The organism is Streptomyces sp. NPDC058457 (assembly GCF_042720695.1).
In the GTDB taxonomy this organism is placed as follows: domain Bacteria; phylum Actinomycetota; class Actinomycetes; order Streptomycetales; family Streptomycetaceae; genus Streptomyces.
Genome location: NZ_JBHXLU010000038.1, coordinates 17,980 through 41,371, shown reverse-complemented (window position 1 = coordinate 41,371; position 23,392 = coordinate 17,980). Strand labels below are relative to the sequence as shown.

At 68.4% G+C, this 23,392-nt stretch carries 19 protein-coding genes; 15 read left to right on the top strand and 4 right to left on the bottom strand.

Going from position 1 to position 23,392, the window contains the following annotated elements:
* Window positions 1-50 precede the first annotated feature (50 nt).
* Window positions 51-3,206, top strand: coding sequence for a DUF1349 domain-containing protein (locus ACFWPS_RS27370; protein ID WP_383709034.1), 3,156 nt, complete (start codon window positions 51-53; stop codon window positions 3,204-3,206).
* A 142-nt stretch (window positions 3,207-3,348) separates the two neighbouring features.
* Here ACFWPS_RS27370 and ACFWPS_RS27365 read toward each other — a convergent pair whose 3' ends face one another.
* A complete protein-coding gene (locus ACFWPS_RS27365) occupies window positions 3,349-4,035 on the bottom strand; it encodes a GntR family transcriptional regulator (protein WP_383709032.1) in 687 nt (228 codons plus the stop codon).
* Window positions 4,036-4,165: 130 nt separating this feature from the next.
* Here ACFWPS_RS27365 and ACFWPS_RS27360 point away from each other — a divergent pair, with 130 nt between their 5' ends.
* From ACFWPS_RS27360 to ACFWPS_RS27350, 3 genes are read left to right on the top strand one after another with little or no spacing between them, the layout of a single operon-like run.
* Window positions 4,166-4,945, top strand: coding sequence for a (Fe-S)-binding protein (locus ACFWPS_RS27360; RefSeq protein WP_383709030.1), 780 nt, complete (start codon window positions 4,166-4,168; stop codon window positions 4,943-4,945).
* Window positions 4,942-6,378 carry a LutB/LldF family L-lactate oxidation iron-sulfur protein gene (locus ACFWPS_RS27355; RefSeq protein ID WP_383709028.1) on the top strand — a complete coding sequence of 479 codons (1,437 nt, stop codon included), beginning with the start codon at window positions 4,942-4,944 and terminating at the stop codon, window positions 6,376-6,378. Before ACFWPS_RS27360 ends, ACFWPS_RS27355 begins: the two co-directional genes overlap by 4 nt.
* On the top strand, window positions 6,375-7,040 hold the full coding sequence (locus tag ACFWPS_RS27350; RefSeq protein WP_383709026.1) for a lactate utilization protein C: 666 nt from the start codon (window positions 6,375-6,377) through the stop codon (window positions 7,038-7,040). Before ACFWPS_RS27355 ends, ACFWPS_RS27350 begins: the two co-directional genes overlap by 4 nt.
* Before the next feature lie 25 nt (window positions 7,041-7,065).
* Here ACFWPS_RS27350 and ACFWPS_RS27345 read toward each other — a convergent pair whose 3' ends face one another.
* Complete coding sequence (locus ACFWPS_RS27345; RefSeq protein ID WP_383709132.1) at window positions 7,066-7,809, bottom strand: FadR/GntR family transcriptional regulator; 744 nt, start codon at window positions 7,807-7,809, stop codon at window positions 7,066-7,068.
* A 355-nt stretch (window positions 7,810-8,164) separates the two neighbouring features.
* Between ACFWPS_RS27345 and ACFWPS_RS27340 the strand changes: the two genes are divergently transcribed.
* Window positions 8,165-10,090, top strand: a complete 1,926-nt coding sequence (locus tag ACFWPS_RS27340) for an alpha-L-fucosidase (protein WP_383709024.1) — start codon at window positions 8,165-8,167, stop codon at window positions 10,088-10,090.
* 86 nt (window positions 10,091-10,176) lie between these two features.
* Here ACFWPS_RS27340 and ACFWPS_RS27335 read toward each other — a convergent pair whose 3' ends face one another.
* Entirely contained in the window at window positions 10,177-10,341 is a 165-nt protein-coding gene (locus tag ACFWPS_RS27335; RefSeq protein ID WP_383709023.1) for a hypothetical protein, read from the bottom strand.
* On the opposite strand from ACFWPS_RS27335, the gene ACFWPS_RS27330 reads away from it, so the two are divergent.
* Together ACFWPS_RS27330 and ACFWPS_RS27325 are read left to right on the top strand one after the other, a co-directional pair.
* Window positions 10,340-11,119, top strand: coding sequence for a dioxygenase (locus tag ACFWPS_RS27330; RefSeq protein WP_383709022.1), 780 nt, complete (start codon window positions 10,340-10,342; stop codon window positions 11,117-11,119). The two genes, ACFWPS_RS27335 and ACFWPS_RS27330, sit on opposite strands and share 2 nt — an antisense overlap.
* 25 nt (window positions 11,120-11,144) lie before the next feature.
* Window positions 11,145-11,423, top strand: coding sequence for a muconolactone Delta-isomerase family protein (locus ACFWPS_RS27325; RefSeq protein WP_383709020.1), 279 nt, complete (start codon window positions 11,145-11,147; stop codon window positions 11,421-11,423).
* A gap of 37 nt (window positions 11,424-11,460) precedes the next feature.
* Here the strand turns inward: ACFWPS_RS27325 and ACFWPS_RS27320 are convergent, their stop codons facing one another.
* Window positions 11,461-11,832 carry a DoxX family protein gene (locus tag ACFWPS_RS27320; RefSeq protein ID WP_383709018.1) on the bottom strand — a complete coding sequence of 124 codons (372 nt, stop codon included), beginning with the start codon at window positions 11,830-11,832 and terminating at the stop codon, window positions 11,461-11,463.
* A 258-nt stretch (window positions 11,833-12,090) separates the two neighbouring features.
* Here ACFWPS_RS27320 and ACFWPS_RS27315 point away from each other — a divergent pair, with 258 nt between their 5' ends.
* The 8 genes from ACFWPS_RS27315 (at window position 12,091) to ACFWPS_RS27280 (ending at window position 23,379) form a co-directional block, all read left to right on the top strand.
* Window positions 12,091-14,433 (top strand): SpoIIE family protein phosphatase, encoded by a 2,343-nt coding sequence (locus ACFWPS_RS27315; protein WP_383709016.1) that lies wholly within the window; start codon window positions 12,091-12,093, stop codon window positions 14,431-14,433.
* 267 nt (window positions 14,434-14,700) lie between these two features.
* Window positions 14,701-15,336 carry a (2Fe-2S)-binding protein gene (locus ACFWPS_RS27310; protein ID WP_383709014.1) on the top strand — a complete coding sequence of 212 codons (636 nt, stop codon included), beginning with the start codon at window positions 14,701-14,703 and terminating at the stop codon, window positions 15,334-15,336.
* A gap of 9 nt (window positions 15,337-15,345) precedes the next feature.
* Window positions 15,346-16,326, top strand: coding sequence for an FAD binding domain-containing protein (locus tag ACFWPS_RS27305; RefSeq protein WP_383709012.1), 981 nt, complete (start codon window positions 15,346-15,348; stop codon window positions 16,324-16,326).
* Complete coding sequence (locus ACFWPS_RS27300) at window positions 16,323-18,521, top strand: xanthine dehydrogenase family protein molybdopterin-binding subunit (RefSeq protein ID WP_383709010.1); 2,199 nt, start codon at window positions 16,323-16,325, stop codon at window positions 18,519-18,521. The genes ACFWPS_RS27305 and ACFWPS_RS27300 overlap by 4 nt, the downstream gene beginning before the upstream one ends.
* Window positions 18,522-18,601: 80 nt before the next feature.
* Window positions 18,602-19,750: an XdhC family protein gene (locus ACFWPS_RS27295; protein ID WP_383709009.1), complete on the top strand. Its 1,149-nt coding sequence runs from the start codon at window positions 18,602-18,604 to the stop codon at window positions 19,748-19,750.
* A gap of 86 nt (window positions 19,751-19,836) precedes the next feature.
* Entirely contained in the window at window positions 19,837-20,994 is a 1,158-nt protein-coding gene (locus ACFWPS_RS27290) for an acyl-CoA dehydrogenase family protein (protein WP_383709007.1), read from the top strand.
* On the top strand, window positions 20,991-21,779 hold the full coding sequence (locus ACFWPS_RS27285; RefSeq protein ID WP_383709005.1) for an enoyl-CoA hydratase/isomerase family protein: 789 nt from the start codon (window positions 20,991-20,993) through the stop codon (window positions 21,777-21,779). The genes ACFWPS_RS27290 and ACFWPS_RS27285 overlap by 4 nt, the downstream gene beginning before the upstream one ends.
* Window positions 21,780-22,119: 340 nt before the next feature.
* Window positions 22,120-23,379 carry an ABC transporter substrate-binding protein gene (locus tag ACFWPS_RS27280; protein ID WP_383709003.1) on the top strand — a complete coding sequence of 420 codons (1,260 nt, stop codon included), beginning with the start codon at window positions 22,120-22,122 and terminating at the stop codon, window positions 23,377-23,379.
* The last annotated feature ends 13 nt before the right edge of the window (window positions 23,380-23,392 follow it).

Genomic DNA, 23,392 nt, shown 5'->3' with positions numbered 1-23,392 from the left:
TGACCGGGGCGCCCCGCGCGTGACTCCCTTGCACAACCGGAAGGTGCCAGATGCGCCCAACCCGCCTCCGCCCCGCACTGCTTGACCGGCTCAGACCATGTCTGGCCGCACTCGCGCTGCTCACCGCATCGGCCGGGGCCGTCCTCGCCCAGGCCGTACCCGCGTTCGCCGCCACCACGACGCTCTACGTGGCTCCGAACGGCACCGGTACCGCCTGCTCCGCCGGCCAGCCCTGCTCCCTCACCCAGGCCGAGACCAACGTCCGGGCCATCAACAATTCGATGACGAGCGACATCACCGTCGAGCTCGCCGACGGCACCTACCGGCTCTCCGCACCGCTGACCTTCACCTCGGCGGACTCCGGCACAGGTGGCTATACGGTGACCTGGAAAGCCGCGCTGGGCGCCCATCCCGTGATCACCGGCGCACAGCAGGCGACCGGCTGGACCCTCCACGACTCGGCCAAGAACATCTGGCAGGCGAGTGTCGGCACCGGCTTCGACACCCGGCAGCTGTACGTCAACGGCATGCTGGCGACGAGGGCCCGCGCCTCGCTCAACCGCTCCGACCTGACCGCGACCACCAGCGGTTACACGTTCACCAGCAGCGCGCTGAGCTACCTCAACAGCCTCGCGAACCCGAGCCGGACCGAGATCCACGGCATCGGATCCTTCACCGATCGCTACGCCCCGGTGTCCGGCATCAGCAACGGCACCATCACCATGGGCCAGCCGTCCTGGGACGATAACACCTTCGGCTACGACACCCTGACGAGTCCCTTCCGGGCGGGCCCTCTCTACATCGAGAACGCCTACGAGTTCCTCGACACGGCCGGTGAGTGGTACCTCGACACCGGCAGCGGGACCCTTTACTACAAGCCGCTGCCGGGGCAGGACATGAGCACCGCCGACGTCGAGGTGCCGGAGCTGCAGTCGCTCATCGACGTCGGGGGAAGCTATGGCTCTCCCGCCACCCACATCACCTTCTCCGGGCTGCAGTTCTCGGGTACCAGCTGGCTGCGGCCCGGCACCGACGGCTACGCCAGCCAGCAGACCGGCGCCTACCTCAGCGGCACCTGGGACCGCCCGTCGGACGCGTTGACCTCATGCCAGAGCGGCTGCCCGCTCTTCGAGGCGACCCGCCCCCACTGGGACCAGATGCCGGCGGCCGTGCAGGTCTCGGCCGCCGACCACATCACCTTCACCGGCAACCGGTTCACCCAGCTCGGACAGGTCGGCCTCGGCATCGGCAACGACGCCAACGCGCACGCGACCGGCGTGGGACTCGGCGCCGACACCGTCACCGCCACCGGAAACGTCTTCACCCAGGACGCGGGCGGCGGCATCGTCGTCGGAGGGCTCCAGGCGGACGCGCACCACCCCAGTGACAGCCGGATGACCAACCAGAACATCACCTTGAGCAACAACCTGATCCACGATGTGGCACTGGACTACCGGGACATGTCGTCCATCCTGCTCACTTACGTGAGTGGCGCCACCGTGTCGCACAACGAGGTGTACAACCTGCCCTACTCCGGCATGACCATCGGCTACGGCTGGGGCACCAACGACCCGGGTGGCAGTCAGGACTACGCCAACCGCGGCCTGTACGACTACCAGCCCGTCTACACCACTGCGACCACAGCCGCGAACAACCACGTCACGGACAACTACATCCACGACATCATGCAGCAGATGAACGACGGCGGTTGCATGTACACCCTGTCGGCGTCACCCGGCAGCACCTTCGAGCGCAACTACTGCCATACCAACAACAACTACATGGGCTTCTACCACGACGAAGGATCCCGGAACTTCACGGACACCAACAACGTCTTCCGGGACACCGGCCGCTGGGCCAACCAGAACGGCAGCTCCACCAACAACACCGGCGCCCTGACGCTCACGGACAACTGGACGAGCAACAACTCCACCAACATCACCAACGGCAGTCGCGGGAACGTGGTGAGCGGCACCGTCGTCGTCGCCGACGGCAACTGGCCGTCCGGCGCCCGGACGGTGATGGACAACGCCGGCATCCAGCCCCTCTACCGTCCCCTGACCACCGACCCGGTCACCGCCCCCTACAGTGTCTATTCCTCCACCCCCGCCTTCACCGGCCAGAGCGGCGGCCGCTTCACCATCACCGACGCGGGAGCCGACATCTGGGGCGCCGGCGGACAGCACGACGACGCCTACGGAACCGTCTACCTGCCGAGCGCCGCCGTCGACGGCACCTCGGTGACCACCCGGGTGGACAACGTGGACAACTCCAACGGCTGGGCCAAGGCCGGTGTCGTCCTGCGCAACAGCCTCACCGGCAGCGGTTCCTCCCCCGGCTACGCCGTAGCGGTGGCGACCCCCAGCCACGGCGTCTGCTTCCAATGGGACTCCACCGCCGACGGCTATCTCGACCAGATGACATGCACGGCCTCCACGGTCAAGGCACCGGTCTGGGTACGGCTCACCCGCACCGCCACCCAGGTGTCCGCCTTCTACTCCACCGACGGCGCCACCTTCACGCAGGTCGGCTCGGCCGTCACCCTCCCGTCCATGGCCGCCACGCAGGACGCCGGCCTCATCCACACCGCCCACGGCACCACCGTCGGCAGCGCGGCCTTCAGCAACCTGCGCATCGTCACCACCCCCTTCAAGGCCTACAGTTCCGTCCCGGCCGCCGTGGGCCAGACGCAGGGGGTGACGTCCCTGACCAACGCGGGCATCGACACGTGGGCCGCGGGAACGACCCGCGACGACGACTACTCGTCGGCCTACCAGCCAGGCGCGGCGGGAACGTCGTCGACCGTGATCGTGCACGTCGACAGCCAGGACAAGACCAATGACTGGGGCAAGGCCGGCCTGATGCTGCGCAACGACATCACCGGCACCGCCTCGTCCACCGGCTATGTCATCCTGGCCGCCACCCCCGGGAAGGGAGTCTCCCTGCAGTGGGACTCCAACAGCGACGGCTACCTCGACACCAACACCACCAAGACCGGAAGCGCCGCCATCGCCCCCGTCTGGCTCCGCCTGGTCCGCAGCGGCACCTCGGTCACCGGCTCCTATTCGGCCAACGGCACCACCTGGACCACCGTCGGCACGGCAACGCTGACCGGAGCGAACAGTAGCGAGGACGCCGGCGTGTTCTTCACGGCCCACGGCGGAAGCCCCGGTACGGCGAGCTTCAGTCAGTTCGCCGTGAACTGACGGGCCGACCGGAGCGATCGTCCTTGATCCGGCGACCGGTCCCGCGTGGTGGTGCGGCATCACCGCCACGCGGGACACCGCCGTGTCTGCTACCAGCTCCCCGGGACATGGGCACTCCGCTCGTAGTACCCGCCCGCGGCAGTCATCGCCGACCGTGGCTTCCTGTGCCGGGCAGGCTCGGCCCGTTCGCCAGACCGATGCGCCGGGCGACGGCGGCGATGTGGTCGATCAGCGACTCGCGAGCGCTCCCGGGGTCACCCTCGGCCAGGGTGCGTGCCAGCGCGCTGTGTTCCTCGACGTCCTCCATGACGTGCGCGGGCTGCGTCGTCGAGGCGGCGCTGACGCGGATCTGCTGGTCCCACAGGGCCGCGTGGGAGGCGGCGAGGACCGCGTTGCCCCCGGCTCGCATCAGGCAGGCATGGAAATCACGTGCGGTCTCCAGGGCCTGGCGGGACGAGGGGCCCCCGTCCGCGTCGGCTTCGCGGTTGGCCAGGGCCAGCAGCTCGGTGCCGGTGGCGCGGACGACGTCCGCGGGGCCGGCGGCCAGGGAGTCCAGAGCGAACAGTTCCATCAGCAGGCGGGCCTGCAGCACTGCCAGGGCTTCACCGGGGGTGACCGGGACGACCATCGCACCGCGCTTGGGGTAGAGCCGCAGGAAACCCTGGGCCTCCAGGCGCAGAAAGGCCTCGCGAACTGGGGTGCGGGAAACGCCCAGTTCCGCAGCGACCACGCCTTCCGAGAGCAGTTCCCCACCGGAGAGGTCACCGTCGAGAAGGCGGTCGCGCAGACGGGTGTAGACGAGGTCGGCGGCAGGCTGAGGCTTCGGCATGCACCCATTCTGGCCTGCGCGAGGACTCTTTGCATCCAAGCTTGTATCCCTACTTGCATCTAAGCTTGCGTCTATCCTTGTATGCATGCTTCCATGAGTGGGCATTTCTCGCAGACCGAAAGGCGAACCGGTGAACGTCGCCCTCTTCGTGACCTGCCTGAACGACGCGCTCTTTCCTCGTTCCGGCCAGGCCGCCGTCACGCTCCTCCGCCGTCTGGGAGTGGATGTGGACTTCCCGTCCGCGCAGAGCTGTTGCGGGCAGATGCACTGGAACACCGGCTACCGCTCCGAGACGGTCCGGCTTGCCCGGCACTTCGTCGACGTCTTCGCCGACTATGAGGCGATCGTGATCCCGTCCGCGTCCTGCGGTGGAATGCCCGCCGAGGCCTATGCCACCGCTGCCGAGGCGGCCGGCGATATGGGCCTCGTCCGAGCGGTGCGCGAACTCGTGCCACGGGTACACGAGTTGACGACGTATCTGACCGATGTGCTGGGCGCCGAGGACGTCGGCGCCTATTTCCCGCACCGGGTGACCTACCACCCGACCTGCCACAGCCTGCGCGCCGCACCCGTCGGTCAGCGGCCCTACCGGCTGCTGCGCGCGGTCGCCGGCATCGACTTCGCCGAACTGCCCGCACAGCAGGAGTGCTGCGGCTTCGGCGGCACCTTCTCGGTGAAGAACGCCGCCGTCTCCGGGGCGATGTGTGCCGACAAGGCCCGCCATGTGGTGGAGACCGGAGCGAGCGTGCTGGCCGCCGTGGACAACTCGTGCCTGATGAACATCGGAGGTCGGCTCGACCGGGACGGGCATCCGGTGCGCACCATGCACCTCGTCGAGATCCTGGCCCGGACCTGGGAGGACGGCCCAATGCCAGGTCTCCCCCTGGCAGCGAGCGCGGTGGCCCGATGAGTCGCACCTTTGTCGGCTGGCCCACCTTTCCCCGGGCAGCCGTCGCCGCCACCCAGAACGTGCAGCTGCGCTCCAACATCACCCGCGCGACGGGGACCATACGCGGCAAGCGGGCGAAACTGGTCACCGAGCGGCCGGACTGGGAGGACCTGCGGGACTCGGCGGCGGCGCTCAAGGACGAGGTTCTGGCACACCTGGACCGCTACCTGCTCCAGGTCGAGGAGCAGGTCACCGCCGCGGGCGGCACCGTGCACTGGGCGCGCGACGCGGCGGAGGCAAACCGGATCGTCACCGAGCTGGTGCGGGCCACCGGCGAACGGGAGATAGTCAAGGTCAAGTCGATGCTCACCGAGGAGATCGGTCTCGACAACGCGCTGGAGGCCGCCGGGATCAGTGCCCGGGAGACCGATCTCGCCGCCGCCATCGTGCAGCTGGGGGACGACCTGCCCTCGCATGTGGTGGTGCCCGCGCTGCACCGCAACCGCGGCGAGATACGGGACGTCTTCGTCCGGGAGATGGGTCGCCACGGTCGTCCGGCTCCGGATGGGTTGACCGACGACCCCGCACAGCTCGCCGAGGCTGCACGGCTGCACTTGCGGGAGAAGTTCCTCAAGGCCGAGGTCGCCGTGAGCGGCGCCAACTTCCTGGTGGCCGAGACCGGGACGGTCGTGGTGGTCGAGTCGGAGGGCAACGGCCGCATGTGCCTCACCCTCGCCGACACGCTGATCTCGGTGGTGGGTCTGGAGAAGGTCGTCCCGACCTGGCGCGATCTGGAAGTCTTCCTTCAGTTGCTGGCCCGCAACGCCACCGGCGAACGGATGGCCCCCTACACGACCACCTTCACCGGGGTCACCCCCGGCGACGGGCCGCAGCGGTTCCATCTGGTGCTGGTCGACAACGGCCGGACCAGGGCGCTGGCCGACCCGGTCGGACGGCAGGCGCTGCGCTGTATCCGCTGCGGCGCGTGCATGAACATCTGTCCCGTCTACGAGCGCACCGGCGGCCACGCCTACGGCTCGGTCTACCCAGGGCCGATCGGGGCGATCCTCAACCCGCTTCTCAAAGGACCGGACGACCCTCAGACCGCCTCGCTGCCCTACGCCTCTTCGCTCTGCGGAGCCTGCAACGAGGTGTGTCCGGTGCGGATCCGCTTCACGGACGTGCTGCTGAAACTGCGGCATGAGGTCGCCGAAGGCGACGCGAAGGTGAAACACCCGGTGGAGAAAGCGGCGTTGGGCGCGGTCGGCGCCGTCATGGAGCACCCGGCAGCGTGGAATGCCGCCGTGCGAGCGGCGGGCAGGGTGGGTCCCCTGATGCCGAGGAAACGGCTGCCCGGCCCGCTGAGCGGCTGGACGGACACCCGCAACGTCCCCGAGATCCCCAAGGAATCCTTTCGAGCCTGGTGGAAGCGCACGGACGGGGGCACCAAGTGAGCACCGGCGCCCGCGAGGAGATCCTGGGCCGGATCCGGTCGGCGACGGCCGACCTGCCGATGCCCTCGCTCAAGGTGCCGCGCACCTATCTGAGGCACGCGCCCGGAGTCGATCCGGCGGACCGCGAGACAGTGCTCGCGCTCTTCGCCGAGCGACTGGAAGAGTACGGCGCCACCGTGCACCGGGCGCACCCGGCCGGCCTGGTGTCCACCCTGGCCGAGGTGCTGCCCGCCGGGCGTGTCATGGTGCCGACCGGGTTCCCGATCGAGTGGCTGACGCAGTGGGCCGGGGAAGCGGTGGCGGAGGAGACGACGCTGCTGTCCAGGCAACAACTGGACGGGCTGGACGCGGTGCTGACGACCTGTGCAGTCGCGATCGCGGAGTCGGGGACCCTTGTGCTGGACACCGGTCCCGGCCAGGGCCGACGCGCGGCCACCCTCCTTCCTGACCTGCACGTGTGCCTGGTACGTGCCGGCCAGGTGTTCTCGTCGATGCCGGAGGTGATCGGCTCGCTGGATCCGCTCCGACCTCTGACGTGGATCAGCGGACCCTCCGCCACGGCGGACATCGAGATGATCCGGGTACCGGGCGTGCACGGTCCACGCCGACTGACGGTGGTGCTCCTGCTGGAAGAAGATCAGAGTCTCGGCACCGTGGGGTGAGCAACGGCACGTGTCTCGCTGCAACTCAGGAGCGTGATTCCCCGACGGGGCCGGCAGCCGATGTGTCCCCGCCCGGAGTTTCGGCGGACCTCAGGTGCTCGCGCAGCCACTGCTCGGTGTTTGCGACGTGCAGCAGTGCTGCGGCGTGGGCAAGCGCGGCGTCCCGCGCGGCCAGTGCGGCGTAGATCCCCTCGTGTTCGGCGAGGGTACGTCCCGCCGCCCGGGTGTCCACCAGCCCTCGCCAGATGCGGGCGCGCAGAGTGCGGCCCGAAATGCCCTCAAGAAGGGCGATCAAAGATTCGTTGCCGGTGACGGACACGATGGCACGGTGGAACGCGGCGTCGTGGGCGTTCAGTCGCTCCACGTCCCCGCTCGCCTCCCGCATGGCGTCCAGATGACGCTTCACTTCGGCCAGGCCCTCGCTGGAGAGCCGGGCGACGGCCAACGCGGTGGCGGCGGGTTCGAGCAGGCGTCGTACCTCCATGAGGTCCAGCACTGCACCCGGGTCCCCCTGAAGCAGCTCCACCGCACCGCCAAGACCCTCCAGGAGCAGGCTCGCCTGCAGGCTCGTGACGTAGGTGCCGTCCCCTCGCCGGACTTCCAGGACCCGAGCCACAGCCAGTGCCTTGACGGCCTCGCGGGCAAGGTTGCGGGAGAGCCCCAACTGGGATGCCAACTCCTGCTCGGGAGGCAGCTTGGAGCCAGGAGGGAGCGCTCCCGAAGCGATGAGTTGCCGAATCTGCGCGATGGCCTTGTCCGTCAGGGACAACGGGGTTCCTCCCATGAGTGCCGTCACCGGGCGGATCGTGTCCGTCGCGCCAATGGGTACGCCAGACAGTTCAGTTCATCCCATCATCCCTCAGGGGGAGTGGAGTGTCGGTGGTTGCTGAAACCCTCATCATGGTCCCAGACATGGGATGTCTATCGCGACGAAAAGAGTATAAACAGGCTGAAAAGCACTTCCTTCTTTGAAGTGGAGCGCTCTTCATCCCATCGCGATGGTTGACATGGCCCGGTCGTATGCAAGAAGTTCGTGCCTGACATCCAATGACGCTCGCGCTGTTGTCGTTCGACGGGCAGCCCAGCCTGCTCCGTGGGAACACCTCTGAATCCAGGAGTCAGACATGCCGTCAGGAAGCCCGTCCCGTCGTTCCGTCCTGGCCGCCGGCGGCGTCTCAGCCGCGACTGCGGCGCTTCCCGTGCTCTCCGGTTCGCCGGCCGAGGCCGCCACCGGCACGACGACCGCGCTGAGAAGACTGGTGGACATGCGGTTCGGCATGTTCAACCACTTCAACATGGGGACGTTCACCGACGAGGAGTGGGCCGCGCCCGACCAGGACCCCGACCTCTTCGCTCCGGGCACCGTCGACTGTGCACAGTGGGCCGAGGCCGCCAGGACTGCGAAGATGAGCTACGGCGTGCTCACCACCAAGCACCACGACGGCTTCTGCCTCTGGCCGAGCAAGTACAACGACTACAACGTCGCCAACAGCGGGTACAGGCAGGACATCGTCGCCCAGTACGTGAAGGCATTCCGGGCCGAGGGGCTCCGCGTCGGCCTGTACTTCTCGATCTGGGACCGCTCGTACAGCGTCCAGGGGTACGACACCCGGCACGGGGTGGGAGCGGATCAGGTCATCGTGCCCGGTGATCTGACGTACATTCTCAACCAGATCACCGAACTGCTCACGAACTACGGCGAGATCGACATGTTCGTCACGGACGGCTACGGATGGCAGATGGGACAACAGGCCATTTCGTACCAGCGGATCCGCGAGCATGTGAAGTCCCTCCAGCCCGACATCGTCATGATCGACCATGGCGGACTCTCGGTGCCGTTCCTCGGCGACGCGATCTACTTCGAGGAGCCGCTGGGCATCACGGCGCCGGAGGGGAACACGCACGCCGCCATACAGGGGCAGACGATCAGCAACGGATGGTTCTGGCATCCCACGACGCCGACCACCGACCCCGTCAGCAAGGCGTCGATCCTTTCCCACCTCGTCGATTTGGAGCCGAAGTACACCTCGTTCATTCTCAACTGCCCGCCCAACCGTGACGGCAGACTGGACGACAACATCGCGAAGAGGCTGGCCGAAGTCGGGAGGGCCTGGCGGCCCGACACCTCCCGCCCGCCGCTTCCCGCCCAACTGCCGCGCGCCGAACATCCGGTGACGCCGGTCAGCGCTTACGCCACCGGCTTCCACGACGGTGAAGGTCCCATGAACGCGATCGACGGACTCAGCGACAGGAACTTCGAGACGTGCTGGTCGACGTGGAGCCTCAGCCTGCCCCACTCCATCACCATCGATCTCGGCGGGGTCTGGAGTGACGTGTCCACGCTTGAGTACCTGCCCAAGCAGTGGAATCGCAACAACTCCACCGACGGCGACATCATCTCGTACAAGATCTGTACCAGCGTCGACGGCACCAGTTTCACGCAGGTGGGTGAAGGCATCTGGGGCGGCAGCCGGGCGCTGAAGGTTCTGGAGTGGAGTCCTCGGGACGTGGGGTACGTGCGGATCCAGGTCGAGGAGGGCACCGGCGGCTACGCGAACGTGGGTGGTGTGCGGATCGGCGGCAGGAAGAAGAGGCCGGCACTGGTGTCGCGTGTGCTGCCGGGGGACTCGACGGAGTACCGGCTGGTGAACCGGGCCAGCGCTCAGGTGGCCGACGTTGTGGGAGGTGGCACCGCCAACGGCACCGAGGTGCGCCAGCAGCCCTGGCGGAACCGCGAGAACCAGAGATGGACCTTCACGTCCACCGGCGACGGCTACTACACGATCCGGGGTGTGGGCAGCGGAAAGGTGCTGGAAGTGGCCGGGCTCTCTCGGGTGAACGGGGGCAACGTCGGCATCTGGTCGGACGACAGTGTGCCCCAGCAGCACTGGGCGGTGACACCGACCGGCGACGGCTACTTCTACCTCACCAACAGGCTCTCCGGTCTGGCCCTCAACGGCGAGGACGGATCGGCGGCGGACGGGGCGGACATCAACCAGTGGACCTACACCGGGGCGGAGCGGCAACAGTGGCGGATCGTGACCGGGTGACCGGCGCCGGGTCTGCCCCGGGACGGGCACTTCTCTGGTTGCCGTTCGGTACCTGTATCGCGTCGTGATCAACAGGTGATCCTCCCTCAACGGGAGATCACCTGATCGACTGCCCGGCCGGCGGTGATGGTCAGCTTCCGGGTGGCCAGCGGCAGGGCGGCGAGCTGTCCCACTACCGCGACATGAGCGACGACCTGCTCACCGCACCGCTGGAGATCAGCGGAGGCACACTCGACGGAGCCGCACCTCATGCCCGACACCTCGCCCAAGGCCACTGCCGCCGCATCCGGAGCTTCGGCCACCGAGCGCTTCCTCACGGACCAGAACGGGACGAGGACCCCCATGGAGACCACCCGCGTCGACATCCTCGCCACCGAGATCATCACGGCCCTGCATGACGTCATCCGCCGTCACCAGGTGACGTATCAGGAGTACGACGCACTGAAGTCCTGGCTGATCTCCGCTAGACAGGACGGCGAATGGCCGCTGTTCCTCGACGTGTGGGTCGAGCACGTGGTCGAGGAGGTCGCTCACAGCACCCGCGAGGGCAGCAAGGGGACGATCGAGGGCCCGTACTACGTGCCTGCGGCCCCGGAACTGCCCAGCGTCGCCACGCTGCCGATGCGGGCCGACGAGCCAGGCACCCCACTGCGCTTCACGGGGCAGGTCACCGACGTGTCGGGCGAGCCCCTACCAGCGGCCGTGCCGGAGATGTGGCAGGCCGACGACGAGGGCCGCTTCGCGGTCACAACCATCCAGCCGGACCCCTACCAGATACCGACGGACGGCTCCTGCGGCCGACTCATCGCCGCCGCCGGCTGGCACGCCTGGCGCCCGGCCCACATCCATCTGAAGGTGTCCGCCCCGGTGCACGAGCCGCTCACCACGCAGCTGTACTTCCGGGGCGGCGCGCACATCGAGGACGAACTGGCCTCCGCGGTCAAAGCCGAACTCGTCCTCGAACCGAAGCCGACTGCGGACGGTGGCACCGAGGTCGGTTACGACTTCGCTCTCGCCCCCTCTGCCTGACACGTCCGGAGGAAGGGAGCCGGCCGTGGTCTTCGCCGTCCAGCTGACCGTCAACCTGCCGCCCGGTATGGACCCCGAGGTCCGCGCCTCGACGATCGCCGCCGAGAAGGAGTACGCGCAGCGGTTGCAGTGTGCGGGGGAGTGGCTGCACCTGTGGCGTTGCGCCGGCCGGTACTCCAACCTCAGCGTCTTCGACGTCGTCGACAGCGACCGTCTCAACGACATCCTGTGGGGACTGCCGCTCTTCCCTTGCATGGACGTGACGGTGACCGTCCTCGCTCGACACCCGTCGGCCGTCCGCTGAGTGCCGGGATCGGTGGGATGTGCAGCGGTGGGGCGGCTCAGAATCGGTACGGCCCGAAGCGCCCCCACACGATCACGGCCAGCAGAACGATGTTGAGCAGGTTTCCGACCGCCTCGGAGGTTTCGGAACGGCGCAGGTGGATCACGGTCCCACCGGTCATGATCGCGAGCCCGCCGAGTGCGGCACACGGTACGAGTACCGGTGCTATGTCGGTGGCTCCCGGCAGGATGAGGCCGAGGCCCACCAACGTGTCCAGGACTCCGCTGATCTTGACGAACGTGCCGGAGGCCTGTCCGACCCAGCCGAAGACCGGGGCGAGCTGGACTCTGTTGCGCACGAGTTTCATCGTGCCAACGGCAAGGAAGATGGCGGCGACGAGTGACTGGAGGAACCACAGCAGAGGATTCATGGAGGACTCCCGGCGGAGAAGGCACTTGGATGACGTGGGCATGGCGCATATGGGAGGGCGCGGTGGCTGTTGAGTCCTGGCATGAACGCGGCCCGCGGCCTATCATGAACCGACGCTCACCTTAGCGCAAGCGTCGGGTGGACGGCCCGGACGGGTGGGGCATCGACGTGAGAGCCCCTTTGCCTTGCCTTGGTCAGCCGCTTGGAAGAGGATGAATGTCGGCTGCTTCGTATGCGGTCTCGACGTAGGCAGAGCGCCATGACGGAAGACACCGAGACATCCGGCCGGTTCCCCCCGGGGCTGCCCAGGGAGGTCCGAGGCACCGTCACGGTCGTTGTCACCGACTCCGCCGGCACGGTGACTCTCTGGAGCCGCGGTGCGGAGGCGCTGTGGGGCTGGTCTTCTCAGGAGGCCCTCGGTACCGGTCTGGCTGATCTCTTCACGTCCGACTGGGCCGTCCGGCACCGAGACGGCCGCGTGTTGGACACAGGCGTGGACATCTGCCCGCTGCTGGTCGGAGAGCGGAATGCCGGGTTCCTGCTGGTGGCCGATCGCCGCGTGGAGGCGCAGGGGGCGCGGGACGAAGAGTTGATGGCGTGGGTGTTCGACCAGTTCCCCGCTCCGCTCGCGATCAATGACCCCGAGGGCCGGGTCCTGCGGCACAACCAGATCATGACCCGGCTGACCGGCCGTGAAGAGGGCGAGATGCGGGGTCGGTCCCTCACGGAGTCGGTTGCGGAGGCGACGACCGCGGAGGACGAGCGCAGGGTGATGCGAGTGGCCGCCACGGGCGAGCTGGAGACCACCGAGCGGTTCGTCAAGGTGCCGGGTGAAGCCAAGGCGCACGCGTGGGTCTCGGACTTCTTCCCTCTCAAGGACTCGACAGGGCGGGTGCGGGCCGTCGGCGTGACCTCTTACGACTACTCGCAGCAGTACGGCGCGCGGGAGCGGCTGGCGCTGCTGAGCGAGGCTCGGACCCGGATCGGCATGAGCCTGGACCTGGCCGGCACGGCCCGCGAGGTCGCCGAGGTGGCGGTGCCACGCTTCGCCGACGCCGTGAGTGTGCATCTGCTCGACGAGGTTTTCCATGGCGAACTGCCGCCGCCCGGCCCGTTGCGCCGGTCGGTTGTGCTGCGCAGGGTGGTGCCGTTGGCCAACGGCGAGGAGGCTGTGCCCAGTCAGCCCATCCATCCCTCGTCATCAGCCGTCGCCCGGTGCCTGCTCGGCAACGGCGCCCGACTGATCGAGGGTGGCGCGTCCGAGGTCCTGCGATGGTTCGGTGGCAACGTCGACCAGGGCATCTGCTCGACCATCGCGGTGCCCATCCGCGCGCGCGGTACAACGCTCGGACTTGCTCTGTTTCTGCGACATGCGCCGACGCGTGAGCCGTACGGGCCGGACGACCTCGCCGTCACGGAGGACCTGATCGCCCGCGCGGCGATCTGCGTGGACAACGCGCGCCGGTTCACCCGCGAACACGGTATCGCCGTGGCGCTGCAGAGTGCCCTGCTGCCGCACGGCTCGCCATCGCATGCGGCGGTGGAGACCGCGGCGCGCTACCTTCCGGCCGGCGGCGGGGCACAGGTCGGAGGTGACTGGTTCGATGTGATCGCGCTCCCGGGATCACGGGTGGGCCTGGTGGTGGGAGATGTCGTCGGCCACGGAGTCACCGCCTCGGCCGTCATGGGACAGCTGCGCACGGCCGTACGCACGCTCGCCGACATCGAGCTCCCGCCCGAAGAACTCCTCACCCATCTCGACGACGTCGTGACCCACGCGGCGGACGGGGAGTCTGCTTACCGGGATCCGTGCGCTCTGGGCGCCACCTGCCTCTACGCCGTGTACGACCCGATCGCCGGGGTGTGTTCCCTGGCCGCGGCCGGACATCCGCCGCCTGTCCTGGTGCGTCCGGACGGTACGTCCTCCGTCGTCGACATACCCGTCGGTCCGCCGCTGGGCCTCGGCAGCCTGCCGTTCGAGGCGACCGAACTGGCCGTCCCCGAGGGAAGTCTGCTGGCGCTGTTCACCGACGGCCTGATCGAAACCCGTGACCACGACGTGGACGCCCGCCTGGAGGAGCTCCGTGCTGCCATCGCCCGCCCGAGTCCCTCGCTTGACGCGCTGTGCGACACCGTTCTGGGCGCACTTCACAGCGGCCCCGCAGCCGATGACGTCGCGTTGCTGATAGCCCGTACCAGAGGCCTGGCCAAGGACCAGGTCGCGGAGTGGGAGCTGCACAGCGATCCCGCTGTCGTGAGCGACGCGCGACGCCTCGTCGATGACCGGCTCACCGCCTGGGGGCTGGAAGACCTGACGTTCACCACGGAGTTGGTGGTCAGCGAACTGGTCACGAACGCGATCCGCTACGGCGTCGGCCCGGTTCACCTGCGTCTGATCAAGGACCGGTCCCTGACCTGCGAAGTCTCGGACGGCAGCGCCAGCGCCCCGCACCTGCGCCGAGCCCGGTTGAGCGACGAGGGCGGCCGTGGTCTGTTCCTGATCGCCGAGCTGACACAGCGATGGGGCACTCGATACACCATGACGGGCAAGACCATCTGGGCCGAACAGGCACTGGATGTGGCTCGTTCTGTCGAGCTCTAGGAGCTGAAAGCCGCCACACCCTCCTCGGGGTCCGTGGCAAGGGCTGCGCATTGCTGGTTGCGGTCACCGCCGGCTTGTCCCTCGCTCGCGCGCGGCGGAAGGCCCTTGCATCAATGTGAATGATGGTTCAGGATATATTCTGAACCGTAGTTCATATTGATGCTCGGGGATCGGTGTGGCCGGCCCCGGCCAAGCCCGGCCGCGAAGGCCTCCCTCGCCATGAGCGGGCGGGCGCCTTCTGGCCTCAGCCGAATCGAGAAACCGCGAATGCCCATTGAATCCAGCCCACCGCCCGCTTCCGCCGACTCTCCTTCGTTGCCGTCTCGACGCACCTTCATCGCCGTGAGCGGCGCGGTCGGTGGTGCGGTTGTCGTCACCGGGCTTCTGGACGGTCCTTCCGCGCTGGCCGCCGAGACGGCATCGGCCGTCGAGGCACCGCCCAGCAGCCGGGTCTCGTTGACCGTCAACGGCAAGCGCCGCACGGTCACCGTCGACAATCGGACCTCACTGCTGGACCTGCTGCGCGAGGACCTCGACCTGACCGGCACGAAGAAGGGTTGCAACGCCGGGGCGTGCGGTGCCTGCACGGTGTTGGTGGACGGTCGCCGCGTCAACTCCTGCCTGACGCTCGCCGTCCGACTGGAGGGCGCTCAGGTCACCACCATCGAGGGTCTGTCCCGTGGTGATGAACTCCATCCGCTGCAGCAGGCGTTCATCGACCAGGACGCCTTCCAGTGCGGGTACTGCACCCCCGGACAGATCATGTCCGGCGTCGGCTGCATCCAAGAAGGGCACACGGGTTCCGCGGACGAGATCCGGGAGTGGATGAGCGGCAACATCTGCCGCTGCGGCTGCTACGTGAAGATCGTGCGCGCGGTCGAGCAGACCGCGGGCCGGAAGTGAGGCGCGGCCATGCATCCCTTCTCCTTCGTCAAGGTTTCCGACACGCGTGAGGCGCTGGCGGCCGGCCGCCGCGGCGGGCGGTACATAGCCGGGGGCACCACCCTGGTCGACCTGATGCGTGAGACCGTCGAGCGTCCCGAGACGCTCGTCGACATCACGCGCCTGCCGCTGCGGGACATCACGGTCACCGGACGCGGCGGCCTGCGGATCGGAGCCCTGGTCCGGATGGCCGAGGCCGCCGCTGACCGCAAGGTGCGTCACCTCTATCCCGTCATTTCCGAGGCACTGGAGCTGAGCGCGTCCGCCCAGCTGCGCAACATGGCGACCATCGGCGGCAACATCATGCAGCGCACCCGCTGCACCTACTTCCGTGATGTGACGGCCACCTGCAACAAACGCGACCCCGGTACCGGATGCGCGGCCCTGGAGGGCGTCAACCGCACCCACGCGATCCTCGGAACCTCGCAGGACTGCGTGGCCACCCATCCTTCCGACGTCGCCGTCGCGTTCGCCGCGTTGGAGGCGACAGTGCACCTGCTCGGCCCTGATGGTGAGCGCGGTGTTCCTTTTGCGAACTTCCTTCTCCAGCCCGGCGACACCCCCGACCGCGAGCACGCTCTGCTCCCGGGTGAGCTGATCACCGCCGTGGAGATCCCCGCGCACCCGCGTCCGCTGAAGTCGGGTTACCTGAAGGTCCGCGACCGCCAGTCATACGAGTTCGCACTGACCTCCGCCGCCGTCGCTCTGCACATCCGCAGGGGGGTGATCCACGACGCGAAGGTCGCCGCCGGCGGGGTCGGCACCGTGCCCTGGAAACTGTCGGCCGTGGAACAGCAGCTCATCGGCAGACGCCCCTCCGACCGCCTGTGGTCCAAAGCCGCGGAACGGGCCGCCGAAGGGGCTCGTCCGCTCCAGCACAACCGCTTCAAGATCGAACTGCTTCAGCGCACCGTCGAACGTCAGCTGCGCATCGTAGGAGGTAGCAAGTGAGCCCCCAGCCGCAGGCAGCCGTCGGTGCACCCCTGTCCCGGGTGGACGGGCGGCTGAAGGTCACCGGCAAGGCGGACTACGCCGCCGACCACGCTCCCAAGGGAGTCGTGCACGCCGTCATCGTCGACAGCAGCGTGGGCCGCGGCCGTATCACCGGCATCGACACCCGCGCCGCCCTCGCCCAGCCGGGCGTGCTGAAGGTGATCAGCCACCTCAACGCCCCCAAGCTGCCCTACCTGGACAACCCCGGGGGGTACTTCAACCCGCAGGGCCAGAAACTGCGGGCCTTCCAGGACGACCAGGTCCACTTCCGCGGCCAGCCCGTCGCGGTCGTGGTGGCCACCACCCTGGAGGTCGCGCAGCATGCCGCGAACCTGGTGAAGGTCGACTACGACACCCAGCAGGGCTCGACCGACATGACGGACGCCCCGTCGTTCGAGCTCATGAACTACGCACGCGGTGACGCGGAGGCGGCCCTGAGCTCCGCACCCGTGCACAGCGACCGCTCCTACACCGCCGCCCGCACCCACCACAACGCGATGGAGTTGCATGCCGCCGTCGCCCAGTGGAACGGGAACCAGCTCACCATCTGGGACAAGACCCAGTGGGTACTGGGCGCGGCCGCCGAACTCGCCACGGTGTTCGGTATCACTCCGGAGTCGGTGCGCGTCCTCTCGCCCTTCGTCGGCGGAGCGTTCGGCAACTCGCTGAGGGTCTGGCCCCACACCGTGATCGCCGCCCTTGCCGCCAAGGTGACGAAACGGCCGGTCAAGCTGGTCCTCACCCGCAAGCAGCTCTACACCAACGTCGGTTACCGGCCCCGCTACGAGCACCGGGTGCGCCTCGGCAGCGACCGGCGCGGCCGGCTGACCGCGATGGCCCATGAGCTGAAGGCCGAGACCTCACGCTACGAGACCTACGCCGAAGCCATCCTGGACCTCGGTCAGATGCTCTACGCCACCCCCAACGTCAGCCAGTCGTACCAGTCGGTGATGCTGGACGTGAACACACCGACACCCATGCGCGGACCGGGCTACTCCTCCGCCGCCTACGCCGTCGAGTCCGCGCTCGACGAACTCGCCCACGAACTGGGCATCGACCCGATCGAGCTGCGCCTGCGCAACGAACCGCAGGAGGACCCGGCCCACAACCTTCCGTTCTCGACCCGCAGGCTGCGCGATGCCCTCCAGACAGGCGCCCGCGAGTTCGGCTGGCACCGGCGCAACCCGAAGCCCCGGTCCACCCGAGACGGTGACTGGCTGATCGGCACCGGCATGGCGGTCGGCTGCTACCCCACGCACCGGCAGCCCGCCCAGGCCCGGGTCCGGCTCGACGCCGACGGCACCGCCCTGGTGCAGTCCGCGACCAGCGACATGGGACCGGGCACCTATACGTCCATGACCCAGGTGGCCGCGGATGCCCTCGGTCTGACCATGCGTCAGGTGACGTTCCAGCTCGGTGACTCCGCGATGCCGCCGGCGCCGCCGCAGGGCGGCTCGATCACCATGGCCAGTGTGGGCTCCGCCGTCCAGGCCAGCTGCGACACGCTGCGGCAGCAGGCGATCAAGCTCGCCGTCGACGACGAGCAGTCACCTCTGTACGGGGCGGATCCCGACAAGGTCGTGGTCCGCTCGGGCCGTCTGAGCGTGCAGGGCGACCCTGGGCGCGGAGAGACCTACCGGCAACTCCTCGCCCGCAACAAGCGCACGCACCTCGAAGTCCTCGGTGGCTGGAGCCCGCCGTCGGGCGCGGACAGGTTCTCGATGTACGCCTACAGCGCGATCTTCGCCGAGGTGGCCGTGGACGCGCGCCTCGGACTGGTCCGGGTGCGGCGGATGCTCGGGGTCTACGACACGGGACGCATCATCAGTCCCAAGCTCGCCGACAGTCAGGCGCTCGGCGGCATGGTGGGCGGCATCGGCATGGCCCTGCTGGAGCACGGCGAGTTCGACAACCGTGACGGCAGGCTCGTCAACGCGAACCTCGCCGACTATCTCGTGCCCGTCAACGCCGACATCCCCGAGCTTCGGGCGATCTACATCGACGGCGAGGACCGCGAGGCCGACCCCCTCGGCGTCAAGGGCCTCGGGGAGGTCGTGCTGGTCGGCGTGGCCCCGGCGATCGCCAACGCGGTCTTCCATGCGACCGGACGCCGTGTCCGCGACCTGCCCATCACCGCCGAGGCCCTGCTCTGACCGACCCTTCACGGAGCAGTCGGCACAACCGCCGACTGCCCGGTTCAACCCCCACCGTCGCCCTTTCCGGAGCCATCCCCATGCTGAACGTCGCGGACACCCTCGTTGACTGGTGCCGAACAGGCCGCGCCTTCGCCGTCGCCACCGTCGTCCATGTCAGTGGCAGCGCGCCCCTGCCTCCCGGCACCTCGCTCGCGGTCGACGCCGACGGCGACGCGGTCGGCAGTATCTCCGGCGGCTGTGTGGAGGCAGCCGTGTACGAACTGTGCCGAGAGGTGCTGGACAGCCGCAGCACCCCCGTGCGGGCGCGGTTCGGCTACTCCGACTCCGACGCCTTCGCTGTCGGCCTCACCTGCGGTGGCGAGATCGACGTGCTGGTGCAGCGCGTGGCACCCGCGGACATGCCACACCTGGCCTCGGCCTTCGAGGAGGCCGTGCGCGGTAGGCCCGTCGCCGTGGCCCAGGTCGTCGACGGCCCTGGCGAGTTCCTCGGCGGTACCCTGCACGTTCTTCCCGACAGCGACGACTGCGCCGGGACTGTCGGCGGAGCGCGGGAGGACAGGGAGGTCGCAGAACGCGCTCGCGCTCTGCTCCGGGCGGGACAGGGCGCCCTCGTCGAGGTCGGCGGGGACGCCGACGCCTGTCCGCAGCGGTTGTCGGTGCTCGTCCACACCAACGCGACCCGGCCCCGGATGCTGATCTTCGGCGCAGTCGACTTCGCCGGGGCGCTCAGCGAGGCCGGGCGGTTCCTGGGCTACCACGTCACCGTCTGCGATGCCCGCCCCGTCTTCGCCACCCGCGCCCGTTTCCCGCATGCCGACGACGTCGTGATCGAGTGGCCGCACCGCTACCTGGAGCAGACGGCCGTGGACTCCCGTACCGCCGTCTGCGTCCTCACCCACGACGCCAAGTTCGACATCCCGCTGCTTCGCCTGGCGCTCGGCCTCCCGGTCGGCTATGTGGGTGCGATGGGCTCGCGGCGCACCCACGAGCATCGCGAGAAGCTGCTGAGGGAAGCCGGTGTTCCGGAGTTGCAGCTCGCGCGCCTGCGCTCGCCGATCGGGCTCGACCTCGGCGCCCGGACGCCTGCGGAAACGGCCCTCTCCATCGCCGCGGAGATCGTCGCCGACATCCATCAGGGCACGGGCGTCCCGCTGTCTCTGATAGCCGGCCCCATCCACCACCTCCGGGCGGACCCCTCGTCCTTGGGCGCAGCCACGGCCGCGTGACGGGACTCGACGCGACTGGTCTATCTTAGTTGACTAAGTAATACTCATGCCGTGATGCAGTGTGCCGTGCGGAGAGGTGGAGGGACATGCAGCGCAGGCTCTACGAACAGGACCACGAGGACTTCCGGGCGACCGTCCGGGAGTACGTGGAGCGCGAAGTGGTTCCGCACCAGGAACGCTGGGACGCCGAGCGGATGGTCGAGCGGGGCGCCTGGCTGGCCGCGGGCCGCCAGGGGGTCCTCGGACTGTCCGTGCCCGAGGAGTACGGCGGCGGTGGTGTGACGGACGTCCGCTACCGCAGCGTGGTGATCGAGGAGCTGGCCCGGGTGGGAGCCGCCGCGGTGAACCTCGGTTTCGGGCTGCAGGACGACATCTTCCTGCCGTATCTGCTGAGCCTCGCGACCCTGGAGCAGAGGGAGCGCTGGCTGCCCGGTGTGGCCGGCGGAGAGCTCATCGGCGCGATCGCCATGACCGAACCGGGCGCCGGCAGTGACCTGCAGGGCATCCGCACCACCGCCGTGCGCCACGGCGAGGAGTGGATCCTCAACGGAACCAAGACGTTCATCACGAACGGCATCGCCGCCGACCTCGTGATCGTTGCCGCAAGGACCGATCCGGATGCGGGCTCCCACGGGCTCAGCCTGTTCATGGTGGAACGCGGGATGCCCGGCTTCGGGCGCGGTCGCAAACTCGACAAGATCGGCCTGGTGGCCCAGGACACCGCCGAGTTGGTCTTCGAGGACGTCCACGTGCCCGCCGGCAATCTCCTGGGCAAGGAGGGCGGCGGCTTCGTCCATCTGATGGAGAACCTGCCCAGTGAGCGGCTCTCCATCGCCCTTCAGGCCCTGTACCCGGCACGGACCGTACTGGGCTGGACGCTGGAGTACACCAAGGAGCGCACAGCCTTCGGCCGGCCGCTGGCCGCCTTCCAGAACACCCAGTTCCGACTGGCGGACATGGTCACCGAACTCGATGTCGTCCAGGCTTACGTCGACGACTGCCTGCGCGCCCTGAACGCCGGCGAACTCACCGCGGTGGACGCGGCCAAGGCGAAACTCGCGGCCACCGAACTCCAGCAGCGGGTGGTCGACCGCTGCCTGCAACTCTTCGGAGGCTATGGCTACATGAGCGAGTACCCGGTCTCCCGGTCCTTCCTCGACGCACGCGTGCAGACCATCTACGGGGGTACTTCCGAGATGATGCGCACGATCATCGGCCGAGATGTCACAGGGGTGCGCTCATGACGGGCACAGCGGCGCACGGTCATGACCACCTGCTGCGGGGGCGGCGGGGTGCAGCCGAGTGGCTGGTGCTCAACCGACCCGAGCGGCGCAACGCGCTGACCGTCGAGTTGGTCCATGACCTGGCCGACGCAGTGGCGCAGGCGGGTGCGGACCCTGAGGTGCGGGCCGTGGTCATCACCGGCGTGGCGCCGGTCTTCTGCGCGGGAGGTGACCTGGCTGCCCTTTCGGCTGTGGCCGAGCAGGGCGCACGCGCGGTCACCGACACCATCTACGGGCAGTTCCAGCGCCTCGTACGGCTGATGCGTGACGTTCCGGTTCCCGTCATCGCGGCGGTCAACGGTGCCGCGCTGGGTGCCGGCCTCGATCTGGCCCTCGCCTGCGACCTGCGCTATGTCTCCCAGGAGGCGAGCTTCGCCAGCTCCTGGATCAACGTCGGCCTCGTGCCCGGAATGGGGGGCGCCCATCTGTTGACCCGGGCGGTGGGCAGTACGCGGGCGAGCGAGATGGTCATCACCGGGCGCGTGGTCCCACCGGGCGAGGCGTTGGCCTGGGGACTCGTCAACGAGGTGCTCGAGGCCGGCCGGTTGGAGGAGCGGGTCGCCGAGGTGACGGATGGGCTGGCCAAGTTGTCCCGCCCGGCGCTCAGCAGCAGCAAGGCATCGCTGCGCCGGGCGCTGAGTTCGGAGTTCGATCACGAGCTGGCCGTGCTGGGCGCGGTCCAGGGCGGGCTGCTCACCGGCCAGGACTTCCGCGACGCCACGGCGCGATTCCGACGCAAGTCCTGAGGCGGTCGGGCGGGCGCATACCGCAAGCACCCCTGGCGTGCGGCCGGGGGTGCTTGCGCTGTTCGTTTCCTATTTATGTCATGGCGTGGTCACTCTTGCGCACCTTCGCCCGTTTCCGGCAGTGAAGGAGCAGCGCCACCCCTCGCCGCGCGTTCGAGGTGACGCGAGTCAACCTGGGTGCATCCGGGAGATAGGTAGAGAGTACACCTAGATTACTAGGTTGCTCTCATTTCATATCGGATCGTTATCTGTGGTGAATGCTGCTCAAACCCTTGTCAGGGCCCCAGTGCGCACTCACACTCTCCCTTCAACGAAGTCAACTAAGTTGATGGGGTGTGCTATGTCTGTGGAGAAGTTCTCGCGTAGGCCGGCCCGGGTGGTCGCCGGTGCCTGCACGGCCCTCGCTCTGACGCTGGTGGCGGCCTGCGCCAGCAATGGTGACGCCGGGGCGAACGGCAAGTCGGACAAGGCCGACAGTGCCCGTCAGGTCGAACTGCCGGTGAAGAAGGCGCAGGGCAAGCCGATCGTCGTCGGCATGATCAACAACGACACCAATGCCGCGGGCAACTTCGCGAACATGGGTGAGGCGACCCGTGCGGCGGTGAAGTACGTGAACAACAACCTGGGTGGTGCCGGAGGACGTCCGATCCGCCTGGAGTACTGCAACTCCAACGGTACGACCGCGGCCTCGGCCAACTGCGCGGCCCAGATCCTGGAACAGAAGCCCGCCGCGGTGATCGGCGGACTCGACCTCGGCTCGGACGGCTCCCTGCCCGTGCTCGCCAAGGCCGGTGTGCCCTACGTGGCCACGACGCCGATCAGCGCCACCGAACTCACGTCTCCCGACTCGTTCTCGTTCTTCGCGGGAGCCGCGGGGTCGCAGATCGCCGCGTCCATCTACGCCGCGAAGGAACTGCACACCAAGAAGGCCGCCGTCCTGTTCAACGAGAACCCCCAGGCACGACTGGCCGCCGAGAGGTTCGTCCGCGACGTGCTCAAGGCGCAGGGTGTGAAGAAGGTGACCATGGTCCCCTTCGGTGTGAACGAGACCGACGTGGCCGGTCCGCTCAGCCAGGCCCTCCAGGGCGGGACCGACACGGTGTTCGGCATCATGCCGGAACCCGGCTGCGTCAACGTCCTCAAGGCCAAGCAGTCGTTGGCCAGCACGGCGACCTATGTCTTCACCGGTAACTGCGCCGCGCCGGGCGTACTGAAGGCCGGCGGAAGCGCGGCCGACGGGTCGTACTTCCCGGTCTCCGTGCAGCCCGCCAACGCGGACACTCCCGACACCAAGGCGTTCCGGGCCGCCATCGCGAAGTACGCCCCCTCCGTCGATCTCGGGTTCTACCCGGAATCCGCCTTCGCCGCGACCGTGTCCCTGTCCCGGGTGCTCGGCAAGACCGCCAAGCCGGACGATCCGGCGGCCGTGATCAAGGCCTTCCACGCACTGAAGAACGAGCCGACCTTCGTCGGCCCCCCGGTCACCTGTGACGGTAAGCAGGTCGCCGGTCTGCCCTCCGTCTGCACCAACCAGGTCCGCATAGTGAAGAGCGAGAACGGCCAGCTCCAGGACGCCGCCGGTCGCTGGTACTCCGGATGATCACCAATACGGC